This is a genomic window from Sphingomonas sp. R-74633 (genome assembly GCF_013416555.1).
Classification (GTDB): Bacteria; Pseudomonadota; Alphaproteobacteria; order Sphingomonadales; family Sphingomonadaceae; genus Sphingomonas.
On record NZ_JACCFG010000003.1, the window covers coordinates 88,682 to 110,238 of the forward strand.

The window sequence follows — 21,557 nt, forward strand, 5'->3', positions numbered from 1 at the left end:
GCCTTTCGATCCGTTCATATTCAATCGCCGTTCAGCATTTCGGCGCAAAGCTCATCGCCGAACGCTTTTTCTTCGTCTGAGAGGACACACTCATCGTGCGTTATGCCTACGCCCTCACTACCGCCCTTCTGCTGAGCGGCGCCGCCGCGACGCTGACGCTCAACCAGCCCGCCGGTGCGCAGACCGCGCAGAACGAGCCGGGGACGATCAACGCGTCCGCACCCAAGGCCGGCGCGCCGATGAGCTTCGCCGACATGGTCGCCAAGCTGCAGCCGGCGGTGGTCAACATCTCGACCACCCAGCGCGTGACGATGAACGCCAATCCCTTCGCGGGCACGCCGTTCGAGCAGTTCGGCGGCGGCAACCAGCCGGTCACACGCCAGGCCGAATCGCTCGGCTCGGGCTTCATCATCTCGGCCGACGGCTATGTCGTGACCAACAACCACGTCATCTCGGCGGGCGCCAAGGGCGCAACGGTCGAATCGATCACCGTCACCCTGCCCGACAAGCGCGAGTTCAAGGCCAAGCTGATCGGCAACGACGCGCAGTCGGATCTCGCCGTGCTCAAGATTGAGGGCGCCAACCTGCCCTTCGTCCGCTTCGGCGATTCGGGCGCGTCGCGCGTCGGCGACTGGGTCGTCGCGATCGGCAACCCGTTCGGCCTCGGCGGCTCGGTCACTGCCGGCATCATCTCGGCGGTGCACCGCGTCACCGGCCAGGGCGGCGCCTATGACCGCTTCATCCAGACCGACGCCTCGATCAACCGCGGCAATTCGGGCGGCCCGATGTTCGACCTCAACGGCAATGTGATCGGCATCAACTCGCAGATCCTGTCGCCCACCGGCGGCAATGTCGGCATCGGCTTCGCGATCCCCGCGGAAGAGGCCAAGCCGGTGATAGACACGCTGATGAAGGGCGGCAAGATCGCCCGCGGCTATCTCGGCATCGGCATGCAGGACCTTACCGACGACATCGCCGACGGCCTGGGCGTGCCCAAGGGCCGCGGCACCGTCGTCGCGCGCGTCGAGCCGAACCAGCCGGCGGAGAAGGCCGGGCTCAAGCAGGGCGACGTGATCGTCAAGGTCGACGGCAAGGACGTCACCCCCGATCAGACGTTGTCCTACCTCGTCGCGAACGTGAAGCCGGGCACCCGCATCCCGCTCGAGCTCTACCGTGACGGCAAGCCGATGACGCTGAGCCTCACCGTCGGCACCCGTCCGCCCGAAGAACAGCTCGCCCAGTTCGATCCGAACGACGAGAACTCGACCCCGGGCGACGGCGACACCGATTCGATGGCCGCGGCCTCGCTCGGCGTGCAGGTCACCCCGCTCACGCCGCAGATCGCGCAGAGCGTCGGCGTCAACCCGAACACCACCGGCGTGGTCGTGGTCCAGGCGAACCCGGCGAGCGATGCGGCGGGCAAGGGCCTGACCCGCGGCGACGTGATCACCACGGTCAACCGCGTCGCCGTCTCCAGCGCCGCCGATGTCGCCAAGCAGGTCGCGGCGGCCAAGGCTGCCGGCAAGACCAGCGTGCTGCTCTGGGTCCAGCGCCGCGCGCTCGGCCGCTTCGTCTCGGTCGGCATCAACTAAGAAACACGCCCCGCATCGGGCTGACGAATGCCCGTTTCTCCTCTATCCCGGTCTCCCAACAAGGAGTCGGACATGGCGGGAGAGACGGGCATTTTCGTTGGCGCAGGCACCGGCGGCGCCAATCCCCAATCGCTGGTATTGAAGCGCGCCAACCGCCACGGGCTGATCGCGGGCGCCACCGGCACCGGCAAGACCGTGACGATCCAGGGCATCATCGAAGGCCTGTCGAACGCCGGCGTCCCCTGTTTCGTCGCCGATGTGAAGGGCGACCTCTCCGGCCTCGCCATGGCCGGCTCGCCCACCGCCAGGACGCACGAGATCTTCGCCGCCCGCGCCGCCGAGATCGGCCTGACCGACTGGGCCTATGCCGACACGCCCGTGCAGTTCTGGGACCTCTACGGCGCGCAGGGCCACCCAATCCGCACCACCATCTCCGAAATGGGCCCGCTGCTCCTCGCCCGGCTGATGGACCTGAACGAAGTCCAGGAAGGCGTGCTCACCATCGCCTTCACCGTCGCCGACAAGGACGGGCTGCTGCTGCTCGACCTCGACGACCTCCAGTCGATGCTCGCCCACTGCGCCGAGCGCGCCGACGAGCTCACCGCCACCTATGGCAATGTCTCGAAGCAATCGGTCGGCGCGATCCAGCGCTCTTTGCTCCAGCTCCGCTCGCAGGGCGGCGCCAATTTCTTCGGCGAGCCCGCTTTGTCGATGGAAGACTTCCTCGGCACCGACGACAAGGGCCGCGGCGTCGTCAACATCCTTGCCGCCGACAAGCTGATGGCCAGCCCCAAGCTCTACGCCACCTTCCTGCTCTGGCTGCTCTCCGCCTTGTTCGAATCGCTTCCCGAAGTCGGCGATCCCGAAAAGCCGAAGCTCGCCTTCTTCTTCGACGAGGCGCATCTGCTGTTCGACGACGCGCCCAAGGCGTTGCTCGAGAAGATCGAGCAGGTCGTCCGCCTGATCCGCTCCAAGGGCGTCGGCGTCTATTTCATCACGCAGAACCCGATCGACGTGCCCGATACCGTCGCCGGCCAGCTCGGCAACCGCGTCCAGCACGCGCTGCGGGCCTTCACGCCCAAGGACCAGGCCGCGGTAAAGGCCGCCGCGACCACCTTCCGCGCCAATCCCGATGTCGATGTCGCCACCGTGATTACCGAACTCAAGGTCGGCGAAGCCTTGGTCTCGCTGCTCCAGGACGACGGCTCGCCCAGCCCCGTGCAGCGCAGCCTGATCCGCCCGCCCGCCACCCGCGTCGGCCCGGTCACGCCCGAGGAGCGCAAGATCCTGATCGAGACCGATGCGATCGGCGCCAAATACGACACGCTTGTCGACCGCGAATCGGCCGAGGAGCTGCTCGCCGCCAAGTCCGCCGAAGCCTCTGCCGCCGCCGCCGAGGCCAGCGCGAAGACCGAAGCCGACAAGGCCGCCGCCGCCCAAGCCAAGGAAGACGCGCGCCTCGCCAAGGAAGCCGAGCGCCAGCGCCTCGCCGAGCAGCGCGATTCCGATCGCCAGGCGCGCCTGGATGCCCAGGCCCAGCGCGCCGCCGAACGCGAGGCGGCAAACAACCCGTGGAACCGCGCGATCACCGGCGCCACCCGCTCCGCCTCCTCGGCGGCCGGCCGCGCCGTCGCCAACGAAGTGTCGAAGGCGATCTTCGGCAAGTCGAGCGGCGTCGGCGGCAGCCTGGTCGGCGGGCTAGTGCGTGGTGTCCTCGGGGGCCTGTTCAAGGGGCGGTGATGCCGCCGGCGGCGCCATCAGGAACTCCCGCCACAGCATCACCAGCACCGCCATCACGGCGGGGCCGATGAACAGGCCGAGCAGGCCGAGCGTCTCGACCCCGCCCAATATGCCGATCAGCACCCAGAGGAACGGCAACTGGGTCGCGCCGCCGATCATCGCCGGGCGGATGAAATGGTCGGCGACGAAGATGATCGCCGTGCCGATCGCCACCACCACGACCGCGCCGACCACCGATCCCTGCACGAGCAGCAACAGGGCGGCGATCGCGAAAATCACCGGCGCGCCGAACGGGATCATCGCCGCGATCGCGGTCGCCGCGCCGAGCAGCAGCGGGTGCGGCACGCCCGCGATCAGATAGACCAAAGCCATCAGTGCGCCCACTGCGAGCCCGACCAGCACCAGCCCGTCGATCGTGCCGCGCACCGAACGGATCGCCTGCGTCCCCACCCGTTCGCCGGTCGGTCCGAACAGCTTGAGCACCGCGCCGCGCCCCTGCGTCAGTAGCGCATCGCGGTCGCGCAGCACGAAGAACAGGGTCAGCAAGGTGAAGCCGAACACCACCGCGCGGTGCGCGACATTGGCGCCGATCGCGCGCGAATGCGTCAGCCATTCGCCGCCGCTGAGCAGGCGGAGCTGCTCGGCGGCATCCTCGGGCCGGGCGAGGTGCGTCTGCCACCAGTTGCGCACCGCCTCGCTGCCGAGCGGCAAATTCCCCACCCAGTCAGGCACCGGCACACCCTGCGCCTGCGCCATGGTGATCCAGCTGGTGATGTCATGCGCCTCGCGCAGCGCCTGGGTCACGCCGAAGCCCAGCGGCACCAGCACGATCAGCGCCGCAAGCGTAGTGATGATCAGCGGGATGACGATCCGGTGGGTGCCCTTCAGCCAGCCGCGCAGCTTCAGATGCAGCGGATCGACCGCGATCGTCAGCACCACCGCCCAGAGCAGTGCCGGCACGAAGCCATGCGCGATCCACAGGCCAATGAGCAACAGTGCGCCAACCAGCGCCAGGCGTGCCGCGCGCTGCGCGGTCTCGGTTCGGGTGATCATTGCGGGAGCGTAGCAGGCAGAACGACGACCTCAACTCCCCCCTTTTCGTCATCCCCAAAGCCGTTCCCCGGCGAAGGCCGGGGCCCAGGGTTTCTTATCCGCATCGCTCGTGACCCTGGGCCCCGGCTTTCGCCGGGGAGCAGATCACGCCATCCCCGCCGCAACGCCCTCCAGCCGCTCGAGGAACTTGCCCCAACCGAACTGCGCGCCGCCATAGTTGTTGTCGTTGGTGAAGCCCGTCTGCTCCATCCGCAGCCGCGTGCCGCCGGCCATCGGCTCGAGCGTCAGCGTCACTACCGATTCGAAGCGCGGCATCGCTTCCTCGCCGCCGCCGGTATCCCAGCTATAGGAGAGCTGCCGCCCCGGCTCGATCTCATGCACTTCGCAGTCGATCCGCCCGCTCCAGCCCGGAAAGGCCTGGCTCTGCAGGGTGAAGCGGTGCCCGGGCTCGAGCGCGAAGTCATTGGGCATCAGCCATTCGGCGATGAGATGCGGCTGGGTGACCGCGCGCCACAGCCGCTCGGGCGGATGCGGGAATTCGCGTTCCATCACCAGCGTGCGCGTCTCGGTCATTGATCCATCCTCTTCAGCAGATCCTCGAGCCGATCGAAGCTGTCGGCCCATAAAGTCTCGTGCAGCCGCATCCAGTCGAGCAACGGCGCCAGCCCCTTGGGGTTGGCGCGGTAATGCGTCTCGCGGCCCTGCGGCCGGTCGAGCACCAGCCCGGCGCCCTTCAGCACCGCAAGATGCTTCGACACCGCCGGCTGCGAGATCCCCGCCCCGTCGGTCAGCGCCCGCACCGTCAGCTCGGATCGCGCCAGCCGCTCGAACAGCGTCCGCCGCGTCGGATCGCCCAGCGCGCGGAACAGCGCATCGGCGGCAGAATGGGGGATCGGCTCCATCCCCCAATTCATAACCGATTAGTTATCATAAGCAACCCATGCGCAAAAAATGCTGTCCTACACGGCCCCGCAATGTCAGGCTCAAACGATGACCAACGCATTCCTTACCAAGCTCGCCGCCGCGCCAGCCCCTTCGCGCGCGGGCACGCCCGCGCGCGTGAGTGTCGTGACTTTCGTGACTTTCGGCGCGGAGATCTGAGGCGATGAGCACCCAACCCACCCGCCCAATGGCCGAGCTCACGCTGCGCGGCATCCTGCTCGGCGCGCTGATCACGATCCTGTTCACCGCGGCGAACGTCTATGCCGGGCTCAAGGTCGGCCTGACCTTCGCCACCTCGATCCCCGCCGCGGTCGTCTCGATGGCGATCCTCAAGGCGTTCAAGAGCGGCACAATCCTCGAGAACAACATCGTCCAGACGATCGCGTCCGCCGCCGGCACGCTCGCGGCGATCGTGTTCGTGCTGCCCGGCCTGATCATGGTCGGCTGGTGGTCGGGCTTCCCTTACTGGACCACGGTGGCGGTGTGCATCACCGGCGGCGTGCTCGGCGTGATGTTCTCGGTGCCGCTGCGCCGCGCACTCGTGACGGGCACCGACCTGCCCTATCCCGAAGGCGTCGCCGCCGCCGAAGTGCTCAAGGTCGGCTCGGGCTCGGGCACCGGCGACAAGGAAAATTCAGCCGGCCTGCGCACGCTCGTCATCGGCACGGTCTTCTCGGGCCTGTTCGCGCTACTCGCCAAGATGAAGCTTGTCGCCGAAGAGGCGGGCAAGAATTACGCGGTGGGCAGCACCGCCACCGGCTGGTCGACCAGCTGGTCGATGCTGCTGATCGGCGTCGGCCATCTCGTCGGCATCTCGGTCGGCGCCGCCATGTTCTTCGGCATGCTGATCTCGTGGACCGTGCTGGTGCCTTGGTTCGCCTCGGGCGGCGACATTTCCGCCGGCGTCGACGCGCTGGTCGGCGGCACCTTCCGCGGCCAGGTGCGCTTCATCGGCGCGGGCACGATCGGCGTGGCGGCGATCTGGTCGCTGCTCAAGATCATCGGCCCGATCCTTTCCGGCCTGCGCTCGGCGCTTGCCGCCTCGCGCGCGCGCCAGGCCGGCCAGGCGCTCGACATCACCGAGCGCGACATGCCGATCGGCATCGTCGCGTTGATCACGATCGCGACGCTGGTGCCGATTGCCTGGCTGCTCTGGAACTTCTCGGCCGGCGGCCCGGTCCATGATCACCCGCTCGCGGTGATCGGCGGCTCGCTCGGCTATATCCTGATCGTCGGCGTGCTGATCGCGGCGATCTGCGGCTATATGGCCGGCCTGATCGGCGCGTCGAACTCGCCGGTCTCGGGCGTCGGCATCCTCGCCGTGCTCGGCGCGTCGCTGCTGCTCGTCGCGGTGTTCGGGCATGAGGCCGATCCGGCGCGCACCAATGCGCTGATCGCCTATGCGCTGTTCACCACCGCGATCATCTTCTCGATCGCGACGATCTCGAATGACAATCTTCAGGACCTCAAGACCGGCCAGCTTGTCGGCGCGACGCCGTGGAAGCAGCAGCTGGCACTTGTGCTCGGCGTGGTGTTCGGCTCGCTCGCCATCCCCGTCGTGCTCGACTTGCTCAAGGACACGCTCGGCTTTGTCGGCATGCCCGGCGCCGGGCCGAACGCGCTGGCGGCGCCGCAGGCGGCGCTGATCTCGTCGATCGCCAAGGGCGTGCTCGGCGGCGATCTCGACTGGAATCTGATCGGCATCGGCGCGCTGATCGGCGTCGGCGTGATCGCGATCGACGAGCTGCTCGGCAAGACCGGCAAGATGCGGCTTCCTCCCCTTGCGGTGGGCATGGGCATCTATCTGCCGATGGGCCTCACGCTGCTGATCCCGGTCGGCGCGGTGATCGGCTATTTCTACGATCGCTGGGCGAAGAGGCAGGCCAATCCCGAATTCGCCGAGCGGATGGGCGTGCTCGCGGCGACGGGCCTGATCGTCGGCGAATCGCTGTTCGGCGTCGCCTATGCCGGCATCCTCGCCTGGGCCAACCGCCACTCGCCGATCCCGCCGAACGACGCGCCACTCGCGGTGATGGGCGCGAGCTTCGAGAGCATCGCGATGTGGGTCGCGCCTTTGCTGTTCTTCGGGCTGATCGCGCTGTCCTATGCGATGACCCGCAAGCTGGTCAGTGCGACGCCGACCGGCACAGGTCCGGAGACCGCCGCGGACGGCGAAGCGAATTATCGTTGAGCAGGAAGGTGGCGGGGAGCGCCCCGCCGCCTCTCACATCTGCGCGAGCAGCGTGCTGATCGGCACGAAGGCAAAGGCGACCGAGCTGTCCGCCACGCCGTACGGGATGAACAGCTTGTCGCCATGCTTGATGGCGCCGCAGGTGTAGACGACGTTGGGCACATAGCCCTCGCGGTCCTGGTCGGCGGCGGCGAGCAAAGGCTCGCTCGAGCGGGCGAGGACCTTGGACGGGTCGTTCTTGTCGAGCAAAGCCGCACCGATCGAATATTTGCGCATCGCGCCGACGCCGTGGGTGAGGATCAGCCAGCCTTCGTCGAGCTCGATCGGCGGGCCGCAATTGCCCATCTGGACGAGCTCCCAGGGGAATTTCGGCTTGATCAGCAGTTCGCCGCTGTCCCAATGGGTAATGTCGTCGGACGAATGGAGGAAGATGTTCTCGCCGTCCTGCCGGCCGAGCATCATGTATTTGCCGTTCACGGTGCGCGGGAACAGCGCCATGCCCTTGTTGCGGCTCGCACCGCCCGACATCGGCACCAGATCGAAGGTCCGCCAGTCGCGGGTGCGCAGCAGCTCGGACTGGATCACCGAGCCGTTATAGGCGGTGTAGGTGCCGATCCATTCTTCCTGCCCGTCCTCGTGGCGGAAATGGGTGATGCGCAGGTCCTCGAGGCCGTTCGACTGGGCCTTGGTGATCGGGAAGATCACCGTGCCCGACAGCGTCGAATCGCGGTGGCGATAGACGGTGACCGGCCCCTCGGGGATGTGCTCCTCATCCTCTTCCCGGGCATCCGCGGCGGTGGCGAAGGGCGGCTCGGGGGCGAGCGTCAGGTCGTTGCCGTCGGTGATGATGCCTTCGCGGAAGGCGACCGAGGAGATGTGCCCCTCACCCACCGCGCGCAGGCTCATCAGGATGCGCAGCGACCCCGGCGGCATGCCGGTCTGGTCGTAATGCGGCACCGCGCTCGGGTTCATCAGCGCGGCGGCGGCATAGCTGTATTCGTGGCAGAAATAGGCGCCGATCAGCTGGCGCTTCTCGTCGCCGATCTCGCTGCCATCGAGCCCGAGCATGCCCTCGATCTCGTCATAGCGCGTCATGAACACGCGGCGCGTCTGCCAGTGGCGCGCCTCGAAATCCTTGAGCACGATCTCGAGCTGTTGCCGCGCCTCGCCGGGCGACATCGCCAGGACTTCGCCGACCAGCCGCTCGGTGCGGCTCGGCGCCTGTCCGTTCGATGCCCAGGCGATATGGAACGGCCGTACCACCACACGGGACGGATCGGCCCGCAGGCGTAGTGCGTGATTGAAAGTATCGAGCATCCGGCTCCCAGCCATTGTCCCCGCGCCGGCGCGAAAGTCGTTACGCTACGGCGGCTCGCAACGGTGTTGCCACGTTTCCGGTCGCCTTTGAAAGAGCCGAAATCGCGCAATTGGCCAGTTGGAGCGCCAAAATGGACTCAGCGCCCTGGTTGCGGTTGAGCCCGTGCGGCATCAGCCCGTCGAAACAGCCGCCATCCTGCGCGCTAGCCAGCGGCAATTCGAGGTCGTTGCCGCCGAGATACCAGCGATAGGCGCGGGTCGCTTCCTCCATCCAGCGCTCGTCGCCGGTCGCCTGATGCGCGGCGGCACAAGCCTCCACCGTCGCCTGCGCCTCGAGCGGCTGCTGGTCGAACTGCATCGGCGCGGCATATTCGCGGCCGAAGCTTTCGGTGCCGACGGCGCGGAAGCGGCCCTCGGGCGAGGTCTGCTGCGCCACGATCCATTCGAGCGTCTCGAGCCCGACACTGGTGAACTCGCTCCGCCCAAGCGCCACGCCGGCGCGCAGCAGCGCCTCGGGCAACCGGGCATTGTCATAGGCGAGCACGATCTCGAACCAGCTCCACTCGGGCCGGCGGTTGCTGTCGAGCAGGTCGATCAGCTCCTCACCGAAGCGCGTCAGTATCTCGCGGCTGAGCGTGTGCCCCGGATGCGCATCGAGCATCGCTGCGGCGCCGAGCATCGCAAAGGCGCGTGCCCGCGGGCTGCCCAGTTCGAGCGCGATCGACGCCGTCGCGTCGAACAATGCCGAGGCCCAGTCGCGATGCTTGAGCGCCCTGGCGTCGCGCGCCGTCACACCGAGCGCCCAGAGCGCGCGGCCGTTCGAGTCCTCGGACCCGACATCCTCGCACCAGGTGCGGTCGAAGTTCATGAAGTTGCGGAAGCGGCGCAGGTCCTGGTTCCAGGCATATTGCACGAAGGCGGCATAGACGCTCGTCCACTTGTCGCGCAGCGTCTCGTCGAGATCCTCGATCTTCGACATCAGGATCAGCGCGCGGGCATTGTCGTCGATGCAATAGCCGTGGCGGCGATCGGGCACCGAATAGATCGAATGCTGGAGCATGCCGGTCGCGTCGCTCATCCGCTCGACCGCGGCGATGTCGGGCTTGAGCGGCGACAGTTCCTTGACCGGCCGGGCAAAGCGGCGCGGCTTGGTGGCGATGATACCGGTCAGCGCCGCCATCGCGGTCTCGGCAAGGCGCGGCCACAGCATCGTGCGACCGCGGGCATAGGCGCGCTCCGCCAGCGCGGTCCGCGCATCCTTGTCGCCGAGCAGCCGGCTGATCTCGCGGGCAAAGGCGGCGCTGTCATTGAACGGTACCAGCACACCGTGATCGTCGGCGAGGATCTCGGAGGCGTGGATGTACGGCGTCGACACCACCGGCTTGCCTACCGCCACGGCATAGGAAAGCGTGCCCGAGGTGATCTGCGCGGGGTTCGGATAGGGCGTCGCATAGACGTCGGCCGCCTGGAGGTAATCGAGCAGCTCGTCCTGCTCGACGAACCCGTCGACGAACGCGACGTTGTTGGGCACGCCCAGCTTTTCGGTGAGCGCCTTGAGCCGCTCGCGATAGGCCTCGCCCTCGCTCGCGACCAGATTGGGGTGCGTCGCGCCCAGGATCACATAAAGCGCATCGGGACGCTCGGCGGCGATCGCGGGCATCGCCTCGATCATCGTCTCGATGCCCTTGCTCGGCGCGAGCAGCCCGAAGGTGAGGATCACTTCGCGCCCCTGCCAGCCGAACAGCGGCTTATAGCCCTCGGGATCGGCGAAGGCGCGGTCGGGCACGCCGTGCGGGATCATCACGATCTTCTTGTCGTCCGCGCCGTGCACGCGCTTGAGCATCTCACGGCCCTTCTCGGCCATCACGATCACGCGCGAGGCGCGTCGCAGCAGCGCTTCCATCACGCGGCGCTGATCGGCATTGGGGTTTTCGAGCACAGTGTGCAGCGTCGCGATGACGGGAATCGTGATCCGGTCGAGCAACGCGATCAGATATTCGCCGGCCGGGCCGCCATAGATGCCGTACTCATGCTGGATCCACAGCGCCTGAGCGCCCGAAGCCTCGATCTCGCGGGCGGTATCGAGATAGGCGGCGTGGTCCTGTTCCGGGATCGCGCGGGTGACCGCCGCAGGATAGTCGTAGCGCCCGACATGGTCGTCCATCGCATAGACGTCGACGCGAAGATCCGGGTAGCGCTGCTTGAGCGCGGCATAGGTATCCGTGGTGTAGGTCGCGAGGCCGCATTTGCGCGGCAGGAAGTTACCGATCAGCGCTATGTGTTGGACGTTCGGGGCTTTCATGGCGCCGATCTTTCCTTTCGCTGCCGCAATACTCTATTGCGTGGGTGACTCCGCTCGTCTCTCCAAACTCACTGATTTCAATATGGTTTCATCATGGTGCAATGCAACATGATTCGACTCGGACGACTCGTTGTAAATCTGGCGTTCAGCCGCGCCCGCGATATCCCGCGACCCCCTGATCGGGTACCCAGACACCTTCGGGCGGCGCACCGGACTGCCAGAAGACGTCGATCGGGATGCCGCCGCGCGGATACCAATAGCCGCCGATCCGGAGCCATTCGGGCTGCATCTCGTCGAACAGCCGCTGGCCGATGCCAACCGTGCAATCCTCATGGAAGGCGCCGTGGTTGCGGAACGAACCGAGGAACAGCTTGAGCGACTTGGATTCGACGATCGTATCGCCCGGCACATAGTCGATCACCAGATGCGCGAAGTCCGGCTGGCCGGTGATCGGGCAGAGCGAGGTGAACTCAGGCGCCGCGAAGCGGATGAGGTAGCGCGTGCCCTTGCGGGGGTTGGGCACATAGTCGAGCTCAGCCTCTTCCGGTGTGGCGGGAAGGGTCGAGGTTTTTCCGAGATGCTTGGCGTCCATTCGCGCCATGTAGGCATTTGCGATGCGCTTTGCATCCTCCTAGGACACACAGCCATGGACGCGCTCGTAACGACCGATTGGCTCGCCGGCGCCGGGCACGTGCTCGTGCTCGACGCGACCTACACTTCGACGATCCCCGGATCGCCGCCGCGCGACCCGCGCGCCGAGTTCGAGGCCGAGCATATCGCCGGCGCGCGCTATCTCGATCTCGATTCGCTGGTCGATGACTCCAGCCCGCTCCCCTCGACCGTGCCGACCGTCGCGGTGATCGCCGAGCGACTGCGCCAATTGGGTGCGGATACCGAGACGCCGATCGTGCTCTACGACAATGGTCCTCACCACACCTCGTGCCGCGCATGGTGGGTGCTGCGGCTCGCCGGCGTCGATGTCGCGCTGCTCGATGGCGGCATGGCCAAGTGGAAGGCCGAAGGGCGCCTCTGCGACAATGGCCCGCACCAGGCCGAGCCGGGCAGCTTCGAACCGCGCGCGCCCAAGTCCCGCGTCCGCACGCTCGACCAGATGAAGGCCGAGACCGGCCAGATCGCCGATGCCCGATCCGCCGCGCGCTTCACCGGCGCGGAAGCCGACCCGCGCGCCGAAGTCGCCGCCGGCCATATCCCGGGCTCGCGCAGCGTTCCCTATCCGAAATTCTTCAACCCCGACGGCACCTGGAAGCACCCCGACCATATCCGCGCGGTGTTCGAGGAAAGCGGCATCGACCTCGGCCAGCCTTTGGTCACCACCTGCGGATCGGGCATCACCGCCGCGATCCTCGCGTTCGGCGCGCATCTGCTCGACAATGAAGCCGCGCTCTATGACGGCAGCTGGACCGAATGGGGTAGCCGTCCGGAGACCGCCAAGGCATTGGGCCCGGCATGAGCGATACTTCCGACAAGCCGAAGCAGGACAAGACCAGGGTCGTTACCGCGGGCCGGCGCAAGGAATGGACGCAGGGCATCGTCAACCCGCCGGTATGGCGCGCCTCGACGATCCTCTATGACAATGTCGCGCATCTGCGCGCGAGCGGCGCGGCGGACACGCACCATCGCCTGTTCTACGGTCGCCGCGGCACGCCGACCCAATGGTCGCTCGCCGATGCGCTGACCGAGCTCGAGCCGGGCGCCGAGGCGACCCTGCTCTACCCCTCGGGTGTCGCGGCGATCGCCACCACTTTGCTTGCCTTGCTGTCGCCCGGCGATCATCTGCTGATACCCGACAGCACCTATGACCCCACCCGCAACCTCGCCAATGGCATGCTCAAGCGGATGGGCATAGAGACGACCTATTACGACCCGCTGATCGGCGACGGCATCGCGGCACTGTGCCAGCCCAATACCAAGGTGATCTTCCTCGAAAGCCCGGGCAGCCTGACCTTCGAAGTGCAGGACGTGCCGGCGATCGTCGCGGTGGCGAAAGACCGCGGCATCGCCACCGTGCTCGACAATACCTGGGCGACGCCCCTGCTCTTCCCGGCGATCGAGCTTGGGATCGACTACACGATCCTCGCCGCAACCAAGTACATCGTCGGCCATTCCGACGTGATGCTGGGATCGGTCACCGCAGCTGAGGGCAAATATCAGGCGCTGCGCGCGGCGACCTATCAGCTCGGCCAGACCGCGAGCCCCGACGATGCCTGGCTCGGCGCCCGCGGCCTCCGGACAATGGCGATCCGCCTCGATCAGCATGGCCGCGCGGCGCTCAAGATCGCCGAATGGCTCAAGACCCGCCCCGAAGTGGCGCGGGTGCTTCACCCGGCGCTGCCCGATTGCCCGGGGCACGAGATCTTCCACCGCGACTTCAAGGGTCCCGCCGGCCTGTTCTCCTTCGTGCTCAACGGCGGCGACGAAAAGGCGCGCGCCGCGCTGATCGATGCGCTCGACTATTTCGGCATCGGCTATAGCTGGGGCGGGTTCGAGAGCCTGGCGATCCCGGTCGATCCCGAACGCTATCGTACCGCGACCAAATGGGAGGCCGAAGGCCCCGCCATTCGCCTCCAGATCGGGCTTGAGGATGCGGACGACCTGATCGCCGATCTCGAACGCGGTCTCGCCGCATTTCGGGAAGCACGGGGATGATGCAGCGTTTCGGTGACTGGCTGGCAGGGCACAACCTCCCCTCGCCGCCCGAGCTCACCGAAGCGGGCATCGCCGTCGCGCTCGCTGCCGTCGCCGTCGCGTTGGGCTGGCTGGCCGGGCGCAAGCTCGGCCCGCGCATCGCCGATTTCTGGATGCGCGACATCGAGCACGGCCAGCTGTTCAGTGGCCGGATCTGCGAGATCGTTCGCCACGGCACCACCGCGCTGCTGCTCGCCATCCTGCTCAACGCGTGGAACTGGCACCCGCTTTCCGAGCTGCTCCTCGGCTTCGTCACCGGCATCGCCGTCGCCCGCGTCACCGTGGCGATATTGCGCGGCCTCGGCATTCCCCGCTCGATCGCCTGGGCGGCGGGCACGCTCGCCTTCGCCGCGATCTTCAGCCACGCGATCGGCGGGTTCGAGGCGACGCGCCAGACGCTCGACCGCGTCGGCATCGAGATCGGCCAGCGCCGACTCACGCTACTCACCCTCGTCACGATCGGCCTGACGATCCTCGCGCTGATGGCCGGCGTGCGGCTGGTCAACCGGATCCTGGCGCAGTGGATCAAAGGCGTGCGCGGGTTCGATCCCACGCAGAAGCTGCTCTTCCAGAAGCTGGCGAGCATCGCCGCCGTGGTCGCCGCCTTTTTCATCGGCATCGACCTGCTCAAGATCGACCTGACCGCCTTCACCGTCTTTTCGGGCGCCTTCGGCCTCGCCATCGGCTTCGGCCTGCAGAAGACGATCGGCAATCTGATCGCCGGAATCATCCTGCTGATGGACCGCTCGATCAAGCCGGGCGACGTGATCGTGGTCGGGGACAGCTTCGGCTGGGTGAACAAGATCGGCGTCCGCGCGGTCAGCGTCGTCACGCGCGACGGCAAGGAGCATCTGATTCCGAACGAGAATCTGATGACGCAGGAGGTGGAGAACTGGTCCTACACCGATCGCAACGTCCGCGTGCGCATCCCCGTGACCGTCTCCTATGATTGCGATCTCAAGGTCGCGCAGGCGCTGATGCTGCGCGCCGCCAAGGAAAGCCCGCGCGCGCTCAACAACCCGCCGACCAATGTCCGCCTCTCGGCCTTTGGCGAGAATGGCGTCGAGCATGAGATCCTCACTTGGATCAGCGATCCCGAAAGCGGCGTCGGCAATGTGAAAAGCGACGTGCTCAACCGGCTGTGGCTGCTGTTCCAGGAGCACGGCATCACGCTGGCGGTGCCGCAGCGCGAAGTGCGCGTCACCCAGCGCGAACCGAAGCACGACTAGGCCGTGACGCTTGCAATGTTGGATTTCGTCTGTTTGGCTTTCGCGGTCGGATTTGCCGCCGATCGCTCTTTGAATCTGTTGGGAAAATAGGATCCCGCTCGCGCAAGAAAATTGCGAGATGCGCGCCGTTTGCCCGAACAGTGTCAAGCTAAGCGCCGCAAAAACCGGCTTTCAGCGTGTACTTCATGTTCTTTGCACGCCGCCATCGAGTCGCGCTGTAGGACGAGGCCATTGCCCTAAGCGGGGCGGACTCCCTATCTGGGGGCCGTGCCTGCCTCTCCCGTGACCGCCCGCATCGCCAACGGCGTCGCCTCGATCCTGCCAGGCGACTGGGATGCGTGCACCGATGGCCGCAATCCCTTTGTCAGCCACGCCTTCCTGTCGATCCTCGAGCGCTCCGGCTCGGTCAGTGCGCGCGCCGGCTGGCAGTCGCTGCCGATTGTGATCGACGATGCCGATGGCCGCCCCGCCGCGATCGCGCCTGCCTATGCCAAGAGCCACAGCCAGGGCGAATATGTCTTCGATCACGCCTGGGCCGATGCCTGGGAGCAGGCGGGCGGGCAATATTATCCCAAGCTCCAGGTCGCCGTACCCTTCACCCCCGTGCCCGGCCCGCGCCTGCTGCTGCGCGATGGCGCGACGGCGCCCGCGCTGATCGCCGGGATCGAGGCGGTGGCCGAGCAGAACCGGCTGTCCTCGGCGCACGTCACCTTCCTCGACGACCACCAGCTGTCCCTGTTCGAGCAGGCCGGCTGGCTGATCCGCGCCGGCACCCAGTTCCACTGGGCGAATGAAGGCTATGCGGCGTTCGACGAATTCCTCGGCGCGCTCGCCAGCCGCAAGCGCAAGGCGATCCGCAAGGAACGCGCCGCCGCGGTCGAGGGGCTGACGATCCGCCACCTGACCGGCAACGCGATCACCGAGGCGCATTGGGACGCCTTCTGGGCCTTCTACCAGGACACCGGCAGCCGCAAATGGGGCCGCCCCTATCTCAGCCGGCTGTTCTTCTCGCTGCTCGGGCAGGAAATGGCCGAGCAGGTGTTGCTGATCTTCGCCGAGCGCGACGGCGTGCCGATCGCCGGGGCGCTCAACCTGATCGGCGCCGATGCGCTTTATGGCCGCTATTGGGGCTGCACCGAGGAAGTGCCCTTCCTCCATTTCGAGCTCTGCTATTACCAGGCGATCGACGCCGCGATCGAACGGGGCCTCAAGCGTGTCGAGGCCGGCGCGCAGGGGGAACACAAGCTGGCGCGCGGCTATGCGCCGGTCACGACCTGGTCGGCGCACTATCTTCCCGATCCGGGCTTCCGCCGCGCCGTCGCCGACTATCTCGAGCGCGAGCGCGAGGCGGTCGCGCAGGAACAGGAATATCTCGGCGAGCTGACGCCCTTCCGCCGCGGCGGTTAGTGGTGGCGCCTGCGCTTGTGCTTCGTCGGGGTCGGTGACGGCGTCGGGCTCGGCGACGCAATCGGCACCGGCGATTCGATCGGCTCGGGCACCGGGCTCGCCTCGGGATCGGGCAGGCTCGAGCCACCCTGGTGCCCTTCGCGCAGGATGATGTCGCGCTCCCAGCGCGGGATCGGCAGCTCGCCCGGCTCGATCACCGGCGCCGGGACATTATGGTCGATCTTGAACAGCGCGCTCGCGCCGTCGCGCCATAGCGGGATCAGCCCCTGTTCGAAGCGCGGATTGTACGCCGGCGGCTCGATCATCCAGACATAGTCGAAGGCGTCGCGCGGGAAGCGCACGAGCGCCCAGGCAACCGGGCGCCAATATTCGCGCGGGCACTGCACGTCGGTGACGATCTGCGAGGGGTCGTGGGCGAAGCGCTTGGCGGCCTCGTAGCGCACGGTGAGCAGCTGGCCGCCAGCCATCGACCATTGATCGTTGGTATAGGCGAGCTTACGCTCCAGCGCGAGCGCGGGGACGTGCTGGAGGCGGGTCTGCTTCCACTCGTAGCGGCAGGTCTCGCCGACAAAGGTGATCAGCCGCGCGCCCTGCGGCAGGTGATCGAGCGCCTTGAGCTCACGATCATAGGTGCCGCTGTAGAGCGCGAAGCTCCACGTCGTCGCGGCGATGCGCACGCAGAAGAACGCCATGCCGAGCGCCGCCATCGTCGCCGCGCCGCGGATCGACAGGCCGGGCTTGGGCCGGATCGCGAGGATGCCGATCGCCAGCAGGAACGGCACCAGCCGCATATCGGCATAGGCCGATCCGAACACGACGCGCGGCAGGAAGATGTAGACGAGCGTCAGGAAGATGCCCGACAGCGCCAGGTTGCGCGAATATTGGATGTTCGGGTCGCGCACCGCCTTGAACAGCAGCAGGAACAGCACGCCCACCGAAGCCAGGTCGAACAGCTGCCAGCGATCGCGGAACACCTGGGTGATCCACAGCATCTTGGCGCGCCAGTTGAACATGTCGAAGGTCTGGCCCGAGACATGGTCGCCCGAGCGCCACAGCACCATCATCACCGCGGGCGGCGCGAGCACGATGCACTGCAGGCCGGCATAGAACCAGGGAAGGACCCAGCCGCCCCAGATGTCCTGCTTCCAGTGGACGTGCGGATTGCGGCGCAGGTCGTGCTGGCGGATCAGTTCGGCCGAGAAGGCAAGGATGCCGAGCAGGCCCCAGCCATAGGTATGGCAGATCCAGATCAGCACCGAGATCGGCACGAACACCAGCGTCCGGAACATGGTCTTGCCCAGCCGCGCCAGCCGCAGCCACCAGCCGAAGGCGAGCAGCGCGAACGCCATCGACAGCGCGAAATTGACGAAGCCGAAATGGAAGGGGAAGGCATAGGCGAGCGGCAGGGCGATCAGCGCGGTCGCCGGAATCTTGCCGTGCACTTCGCGGGCGATCCACAACATCCCCGCCACGGTCATGGCGGGGATCGAGATCACCACCAGCTTCACTGCCAGCTCGAGCCCGAAGATATAATGGAGCGGGATGACGAGCAGGTCGACACCCAGATTGCCCATCAGGCTCCAGCGGAAATCGTACCACTGCTGGAGGAAGGGATATTGGTCATAGGTGAACTGGACGCGGTAGCGCCCCATGTGCCCGGGCAGATCGACCAGCGGCGGGATCTGCGGCCAGAGCAGCGGAATGATGGCAATGAAGGTGCAGAGCGCCACGAACCATCGTGTCTGCCACCAATGCAACGCGTCGCCCCTGTCCATCCCGGCCTTCTAGTGCGGGCGGGCGCCAGCCGACAAGCGGTTCCTGTCAATCTTGTACAACGCGCTGCCGCCGTCCTGCCAAACCCGCGTCGTGCCGGCGAGCAGCCGGGCGTCGAACGCGGGCGGCGCGATCAGCCAGACATAGTCGAAGGCATCGCGCGGAAAGCTGCGCAGCGACTGGTCGATCGTGATCAGGTCCTTCTTGCCTTCACACGGTTCGGCGAGGACCATCTCCGACGGATCAATGGCAAATCCGCCCATCGCAGGCACGTTCACGGTGAGCAGCGCGGACCCGGCAAGCTCCCATTGGTCGTTCGAAAACGCCGCCCGGCGCACCAGTCCCATCGCCGGGAGATGATTGAGCCTGCCAAGGCCCCATGGCTCGATGCAATGCTCGCCGACAAAGCTCACGACGCGCGCACCGCGCGGAATATGATCGAGCGCGGCGAGCTGGCGCGCATATTCGCGATCGTACAGCCAGAAGCTGATCGTCGTGCCAGCGGTGCGCGCGGCGAAGAAGGCGAGCCCGGCAATCGCCAGCCATTGCCGTTCGCGGGCGCCGATCCGATCAACGCGAATGGCGAGCAGCGCACAGAGCAGGATGAACGGCGCCAGCCGCATATCGGCATAGGCCGATCCGAACAGCTTGTAGGGGATCAACACGAAGGCGACGAGGAGCACGAGGCAGGCTGCGACCATCGGCGCTGCCTGGCCATAGCGCCGGTCGCGCGCGCTCCGGTAAATCAGCCCCCAGAGCAATGCCGCCGCGCCGAAGTCGAACAGCCACCAGCGATCGCGCAGGAACGCCGCAAGCCAGGAGATTTTGCGCGGGCTGAAGAAGCGTTCGGTAATCCCGCCCCCGCCATCGGGCCGCCAGAGCAGCATCGGCAGTAAAGGCAAGGCGAGCGGCAGGCACGCAAGCGCGGCGCGCATCGCCGCCGCGCTCCATCGGCTGCCCTTTTGCCGCTGCAGCGCAAGCTCGGCGCCGAAGACCATCAGCCCGAGCACGCCCCAGCCCATGATGTGCGCGCCCCAGACGAGCAGCGCCAGCGGCACGAACAGCGCCGCGCGCAGATGCGTGCGCCCCAGCCGGCCGAGCCGCAGCCATAGCGCAAAGCCATTGAGCGCCAGCGCCATCGCCAGCGCGAAATTGAGGAAGCCGAAATGGAAGGCGTAATTATAGATGAGCGGCAGCGCGAACAGCGCAAAGGGCGTAGCCCGGCCATGTATCTCGCGTGCGATCCACAGGATGCCGGCCGCCGAGAGCGTCACTATGGCGATCGTGATCAACTTCACGGCCGGCTCCAGCCCGATCCACGGCGCAATGCCCGCGACGAGCAGATCGACCCCCAGATTGCCGATCAGCCGCCATTGAAAGTGATACCATTGGCCCAGCACGTCCGTATCGGTTCCGAGCATCACGCGGAACCGGCCGACATGGCCGGGCAGGTCGATCAGCGGCGGCAGCGCCGGCCAGAGCAGCGGCACGCACGAGGCTAGGATCGCTACAATCGCGAACCAACGCGTCTCCCACCAGCTTGGCGCCGCCTGCTCCATCAGTGGCGCGATGCCAGCCGATAGACGCGCGGGTTTTCGCTGCCGGTGTTCACGGGCACCAGCCAGGCAGGCACCGCGCCGGCGCGCAGTGTCTCGGCCAGGCTGTGCGGCGCGGCCGCTGCCTTGGCGAAGCGATCGAGATCGTCATCGCAAAAGGCGACATAGTCGATGCCCCATTGCCGCGCGATCGCTTCCGATTGCGCGGGCTGCCCCAGGAAGAAGTCAATCATGGCACGATTCCCCTGATTGTTGCGGTGATAGGGTGCGGCCAGCACCGCATGCGGCGTGGCGGCGAGCGCGTAGGCGCCCAGGTCGAGCGGCGCGAGCAGGCGGCCCGGCGGCAGCGCTGCGAGACGGGCGAGGCTGTCGGGCGCGGTGCAATTCGCCCCCGGCTCGGGCTTTGGCGGAAAGATCGCAGTGGCGGCGATCGGATAGAGGATCCCGGTGGAAACGATCCAGGCGGCCGCGAGCGCAGGCGCGCCGCGCACCCGTGCCGCGCCGATCATCACCGCCAGCCCGGGCGCCGCGAGCAACGCCGCGGCATAGGCTCCGCGCAGCTGGAAGCAGGTGATCGCCAGCGCAGTGAGCATCAGCGCCGCCAGCATCCACCAGCCCGCGTCACGGCGCTTCCACGCGATAATGAACGTCGCGACGAGCCCGACCACCGCCAGGCCGGCATAGGCAATCGCAGTGGCGGGCGAGGTACCAAACAGCGCCTGCGCCTCGCCCACCTCGGCCAGCCATAGCCGCGCGAGCAGCGGATCGACCTGGCCATAGGGATGAAGGCATTGCGGTGCGAGCAGCAGCACGGTCGCCAGCCCGGCGATACCCGCAATGCCGCTGGCAATCCCGCGGGTGCGCAGCGTCGTCGCGCGGGCGGCGCCGAACAGCGCAAGCCCCAGCAGTGCGAGCGATGCGCATTGTGCCGCGCGCCAGAACAAGGCGGTGAAACCGTCACAGGCGGGCACTGCCCAACCACTGTTCCGCAGCACGACGCTCGTCCCGGCAAGCGCAAGCGGCAGGGCAAGGCCGAAGCCGAGCAGCCGGTCGCGGCTGCCGGACGCGTCGGCCACCCAGAGTGCCACGAGCGCGGCACCGCCGACGGCAAGCAACGGCAAGGTCTCGAGCCCGATGTCGAGCGAGGCAGTCATCGCCAGCGCCGCGACGATCCCGGCCACCAGCGTGCCGGCGCCGAGCAAAGCGCGCACCAGCAGCAGGAGCAGTACCATCTGCAGCGCGTGATGATCGATCCGCCCCGGCAGGAACAGGCTGGTCGCCGGATAAGCGAGCCCTGCGAGCAGAACCGCCGTTATTGCGGGAGCCCCAAGGCGTCGGGCGATCGAACCGGTCAGCAGCAGCGCGGCAAGGAAAAGCAGGGCCGGCGACAGGATCAATGCGGTCAGCTCGGCGCCATGGCTGCCGAGCAATGGTGTGAGCGCGGCGATCACTGCCGCGGGCACCAGGTCGGGCAGCCGCGACCAGTGCATTTCCAGCCCGGGCGGCGGACCCAGGCGATGCTGAGCAAGGTCGCCGAACCCCTGCCCCGCGATCCAGTCGCGGATCTGCTGGAGCCGCACCATATCGTCGGTATCGGGCAGGCGCAGCGCCGCCAGATCATGCCAGCCGCGCAGCGTCCAGGCGAGGCAAAGCCCCATAGCAAGCAGCAGCGCGACCAAGTGGTCGCGCCATGCTTCCCGGGGCAGGCTCGTTTCCATCGCCCCGCGCTAGGGCAGTTTGGTTAATCCC

At 67.1% G+C, this 21,557-nt stretch carries 16 protein-coding genes; 7 read left to right on the top strand and 9 right to left on the bottom strand.

Annotated features, from left to right (window positions below; genetic code table 11):
- Positions 1-95 precede the first annotated feature (95 nt).
- Both HZY97_RS10530 and HZY97_RS10535 read left to right on the top strand, forming a co-directional pair.
- Positions 96-1,592, top strand: coding sequence for a Do family serine endopeptidase (locus HZY97_RS10530; protein ID WP_180143360.1), 1,497 nt, complete (start codon positions 96-98; stop codon positions 1,590-1,592).
- 72 nt (positions 1,593-1,664) lie between these two features.
- Positions 1,665-3,332, top strand: a complete 1,668-nt coding sequence (locus HZY97_RS10535) for a helicase HerA-like domain-containing protein (RefSeq protein ID WP_180143362.1) — start codon at positions 1,665-1,667, stop codon at positions 3,330-3,332.
- On the opposite strand, the gene HZY97_RS10540 is transcribed toward HZY97_RS10535, so the two are convergent.
- From HZY97_RS10540 to HZY97_RS10550, 3 genes are all read right to left on the bottom strand, one after another.
- Positions 3,291-4,385: an AI-2E family transporter gene (locus HZY97_RS10540; protein ID WP_180143364.1), complete on the bottom strand. Its 1,095-nt coding sequence runs from the start codon at positions 4,383-4,385 to the stop codon at positions 3,291-3,293. The two genes, HZY97_RS10535 and HZY97_RS10540, sit on opposite strands and share 42 nt — an antisense overlap.
- A 144-nt stretch (positions 4,386-4,529) precedes the next feature.
- Positions 4,530-4,958, bottom strand: a complete 429-nt coding sequence (locus tag HZY97_RS10545) for an SRPBCC domain-containing protein (protein WP_180143366.1) — start codon at positions 4,956-4,958, stop codon at positions 4,530-4,532.
- The gene (locus tag HZY97_RS10550; RefSeq protein ID WP_180143368.1) at positions 4,955-5,287 is read right to left on the bottom strand and encodes a helix-turn-helix transcriptional regulator; all 333 of its coding nucleotides are present in this window, start codon (positions 5,285-5,287) and stop codon (positions 4,955-4,957) included. The genes HZY97_RS10545 and HZY97_RS10550 overlap by 4 nt, the downstream gene beginning before the upstream one ends.
- Positions 5,288-5,490: 203 nt before the next feature.
- Between HZY97_RS10550 and HZY97_RS10555 the strand changes: the two genes are divergently transcribed.
- On the top strand, positions 5,491-7,518 hold the full coding sequence (locus tag HZY97_RS10555) for an OPT family oligopeptide transporter (protein ID WP_257215002.1): 2,028 nt from the start codon (positions 5,491-5,493) through the stop codon (positions 7,516-7,518).
- A gap of 33 nt (positions 7,519-7,551) precedes the next feature.
- Here the strand turns inward: HZY97_RS10555 and HZY97_RS10560 are convergent, their stop codons facing one another.
- The 3 genes from HZY97_RS10560 to queF all read right to left on the bottom strand — a co-directional run bounded on the left by HZY97_RS10560 (position 7,552) and on the right by queF (position 11,729).
- Positions 7,552-8,835: a glycoside hydrolase family 130 protein gene (locus HZY97_RS10560; RefSeq protein ID WP_180143370.1), complete on the bottom strand. Its 1,284-nt coding sequence runs from the start codon at positions 8,833-8,835 to the stop codon at positions 7,552-7,554.
- 40 nt (positions 8,836-8,875) lie between these two features.
- A complete protein-coding gene (locus HZY97_RS10565; protein WP_180143372.1) occupies positions 8,876-11,137 on the bottom strand; it encodes a glycosyltransferase family 4 protein in 2,262 nt (753 codons plus the stop codon).
- A 145-nt stretch (positions 11,138-11,282) separates the two neighbouring features.
- The gene (gene queF, locus HZY97_RS10570) at positions 11,283-11,729 is read right to left on the bottom strand and encodes a preQ(1) synthase (protein ID WP_180143374.1); all 447 of its coding nucleotides are present in this window, start codon (positions 11,727-11,729) and stop codon (positions 11,283-11,285) included.
- Positions 11,730-11,783: 54 nt separating this feature from the next.
- On the opposite strand from queF, the gene HZY97_RS10575 reads away from it, so the two are divergent.
- The 4 genes from HZY97_RS10575 to HZY97_RS10590 all read left to right on the top strand — a co-directional run bounded on the left by HZY97_RS10575 (position 11,784) and on the right by HZY97_RS10590 (position 16,479).
- A complete protein-coding gene (locus HZY97_RS10575) occupies positions 11,784-12,608 on the top strand; it encodes a sulfurtransferase (protein WP_180143376.1) in 825 nt (274 codons plus the stop codon).
- Entirely contained in the window at positions 12,605-13,804 is a 1,200-nt protein-coding gene (gene metC / locus HZY97_RS10580) for a cystathionine beta-lyase (protein ID WP_180143378.1), read from the top strand. Before HZY97_RS10575 ends, metC begins: the two co-directional genes overlap by 4 nt.
- Positions 13,801-15,072, top strand: a complete 1,272-nt coding sequence (locus tag HZY97_RS10585; protein ID WP_180143380.1) for a mechanosensitive ion channel family protein — start codon at positions 13,801-13,803, stop codon at positions 15,070-15,072. Before metC ends, HZY97_RS10585 begins: the two co-directional genes overlap by 4 nt.
- Before the next feature lie 267 nt (positions 15,073-15,339).
- A complete protein-coding gene (locus HZY97_RS10590; protein WP_180143382.1) occupies positions 15,340-16,479 on the top strand; it encodes a GNAT family N-acetyltransferase in 1,140 nt (379 codons plus the stop codon).
- Here the strand turns inward: HZY97_RS10590 and HZY97_RS10595 are convergent.
- The 3 genes from HZY97_RS10595 to HZY97_RS10605 are packed head-to-tail and all read right to left on the bottom strand — an operon-like array spanning position 16,476 to position 21,526.
- Positions 16,476-18,254 carry a hypothetical protein gene (locus HZY97_RS10595; protein ID WP_257215003.1) on the bottom strand — a complete coding sequence of 593 codons (1,779 nt, stop codon included), beginning with the start codon at positions 18,252-18,254 and terminating at the stop codon, positions 16,476-16,478. The genes HZY97_RS10590 and HZY97_RS10595 overlap by 4 nt on opposite strands.
- 9 nt (positions 18,255-18,263) lie before the next feature.
- Positions 18,264-19,811: a hypothetical protein gene (locus HZY97_RS10600; protein ID WP_180143384.1), complete on the bottom strand. Its 1,548-nt coding sequence runs from the start codon at positions 19,809-19,811 to the stop codon at positions 18,264-18,266.
- Positions 19,811-21,526, bottom strand: a complete 1,716-nt coding sequence (locus HZY97_RS10605) for a hypothetical protein (protein ID WP_180143386.1) — start codon at positions 21,524-21,526, stop codon at positions 19,811-19,813. Before HZY97_RS10605 ends, HZY97_RS10600 begins: the two co-directional genes overlap by 1 nt.
- Positions 21,527-21,557 lie beyond the last annotated feature (31 nt).

What these genes read in the sequence shown, in the direction of transcription:
- HZY97_RS10565 (WP_180143372.1), bottom strand. Translation starts at nt 11,137, where the DNA reads ATGAAAGCCCCGAACGTCCAACACATAGCGCTGATCGGTAACTTCCTG.
- HZY97_RS10600 (WP_180143384.1), bottom strand. Translation starts at nt 19,811, where the DNA reads ATGGAGCAGGCGGCGCCAAGCTGGTGGGAGACGCGTTGGTTCGCGATT.
- HZY97_RS10595 (WP_257215003.1), bottom strand. Translation starts at nt 18,254, where the DNA reads ATGGACAGGGGCGACGCGTTGCATTGGTGGCAGACACGATGGTTCGTG.
- queF (WP_180143374.1), bottom strand. Translation starts at nt 11,729, where the DNA reads ATGGACGCCAAGCATCTCGGAAAAACCTCGACCCTTCCCGCCACACCG.
- HZY97_RS10545 (WP_180143366.1), bottom strand. Translation starts at nt 4,958, where the DNA reads ATGACCGAGACGCGCACGCTGGTGATGGAACGCGAATTCCCGCATCCG.
- HZY97_RS10555 (WP_257215002.1), top strand. Translation starts at nt 5,491, where the DNA reads ATGAGCACCCAACCCACCCGCCCAATGGCCGAGCTCACGCTGCGCGGC.
- HZY97_RS10550 (WP_180143368.1), bottom strand. Translation starts at nt 5,287, where the DNA reads ATGGAGCCGATCCCCCATTCTGCCGCCGATGCGCTGTTCCGCGCGCTG.
- HZY97_RS10535 (WP_180143362.1), top strand. Translation starts at nt 1,665, where the DNA reads ATGGCGGGAGAGACGGGCATTTTCGTTGGCGCAGGCACCGGCGGCGCC.
- HZY97_RS10560 (WP_180143370.1), bottom strand. Translation starts at nt 8,835, where the DNA reads ATGCTCGATACTTTCAATCACGCACTACGCCTGCGGGCCGATCCGTCC.
- HZY97_RS10605 (WP_180143386.1), bottom strand. Translation starts at nt 21,526, where the DNA reads ATGGAAACGAGCCTGCCCCGGGAAGCATGGCGCGACCACTTGGTCGCG.
- HZY97_RS10540 (WP_180143364.1), bottom strand. Translation starts at nt 4,385, where the DNA reads ATGATCACCCGAACCGAGACCGCGCAGCGCGCGGCACGCCTGGCGCTG.
- HZY97_RS10575 (WP_180143376.1), top strand. Translation starts at nt 11,784, where the DNA reads ATGGACGCGCTCGTAACGACCGATTGGCTCGCCGGCGCCGGGCACGTG.
- metC (WP_180143378.1), top strand. Translation starts at nt 12,605, where the DNA reads ATGAGCGATACTTCCGACAAGCCGAAGCAGGACAAGACCAGGGTCGTT.
- HZY97_RS10585 (WP_180143380.1), top strand. Translation starts at nt 13,801, where the DNA reads ATGATGCAGCGTTTCGGTGACTGGCTGGCAGGGCACAACCTCCCCTCG.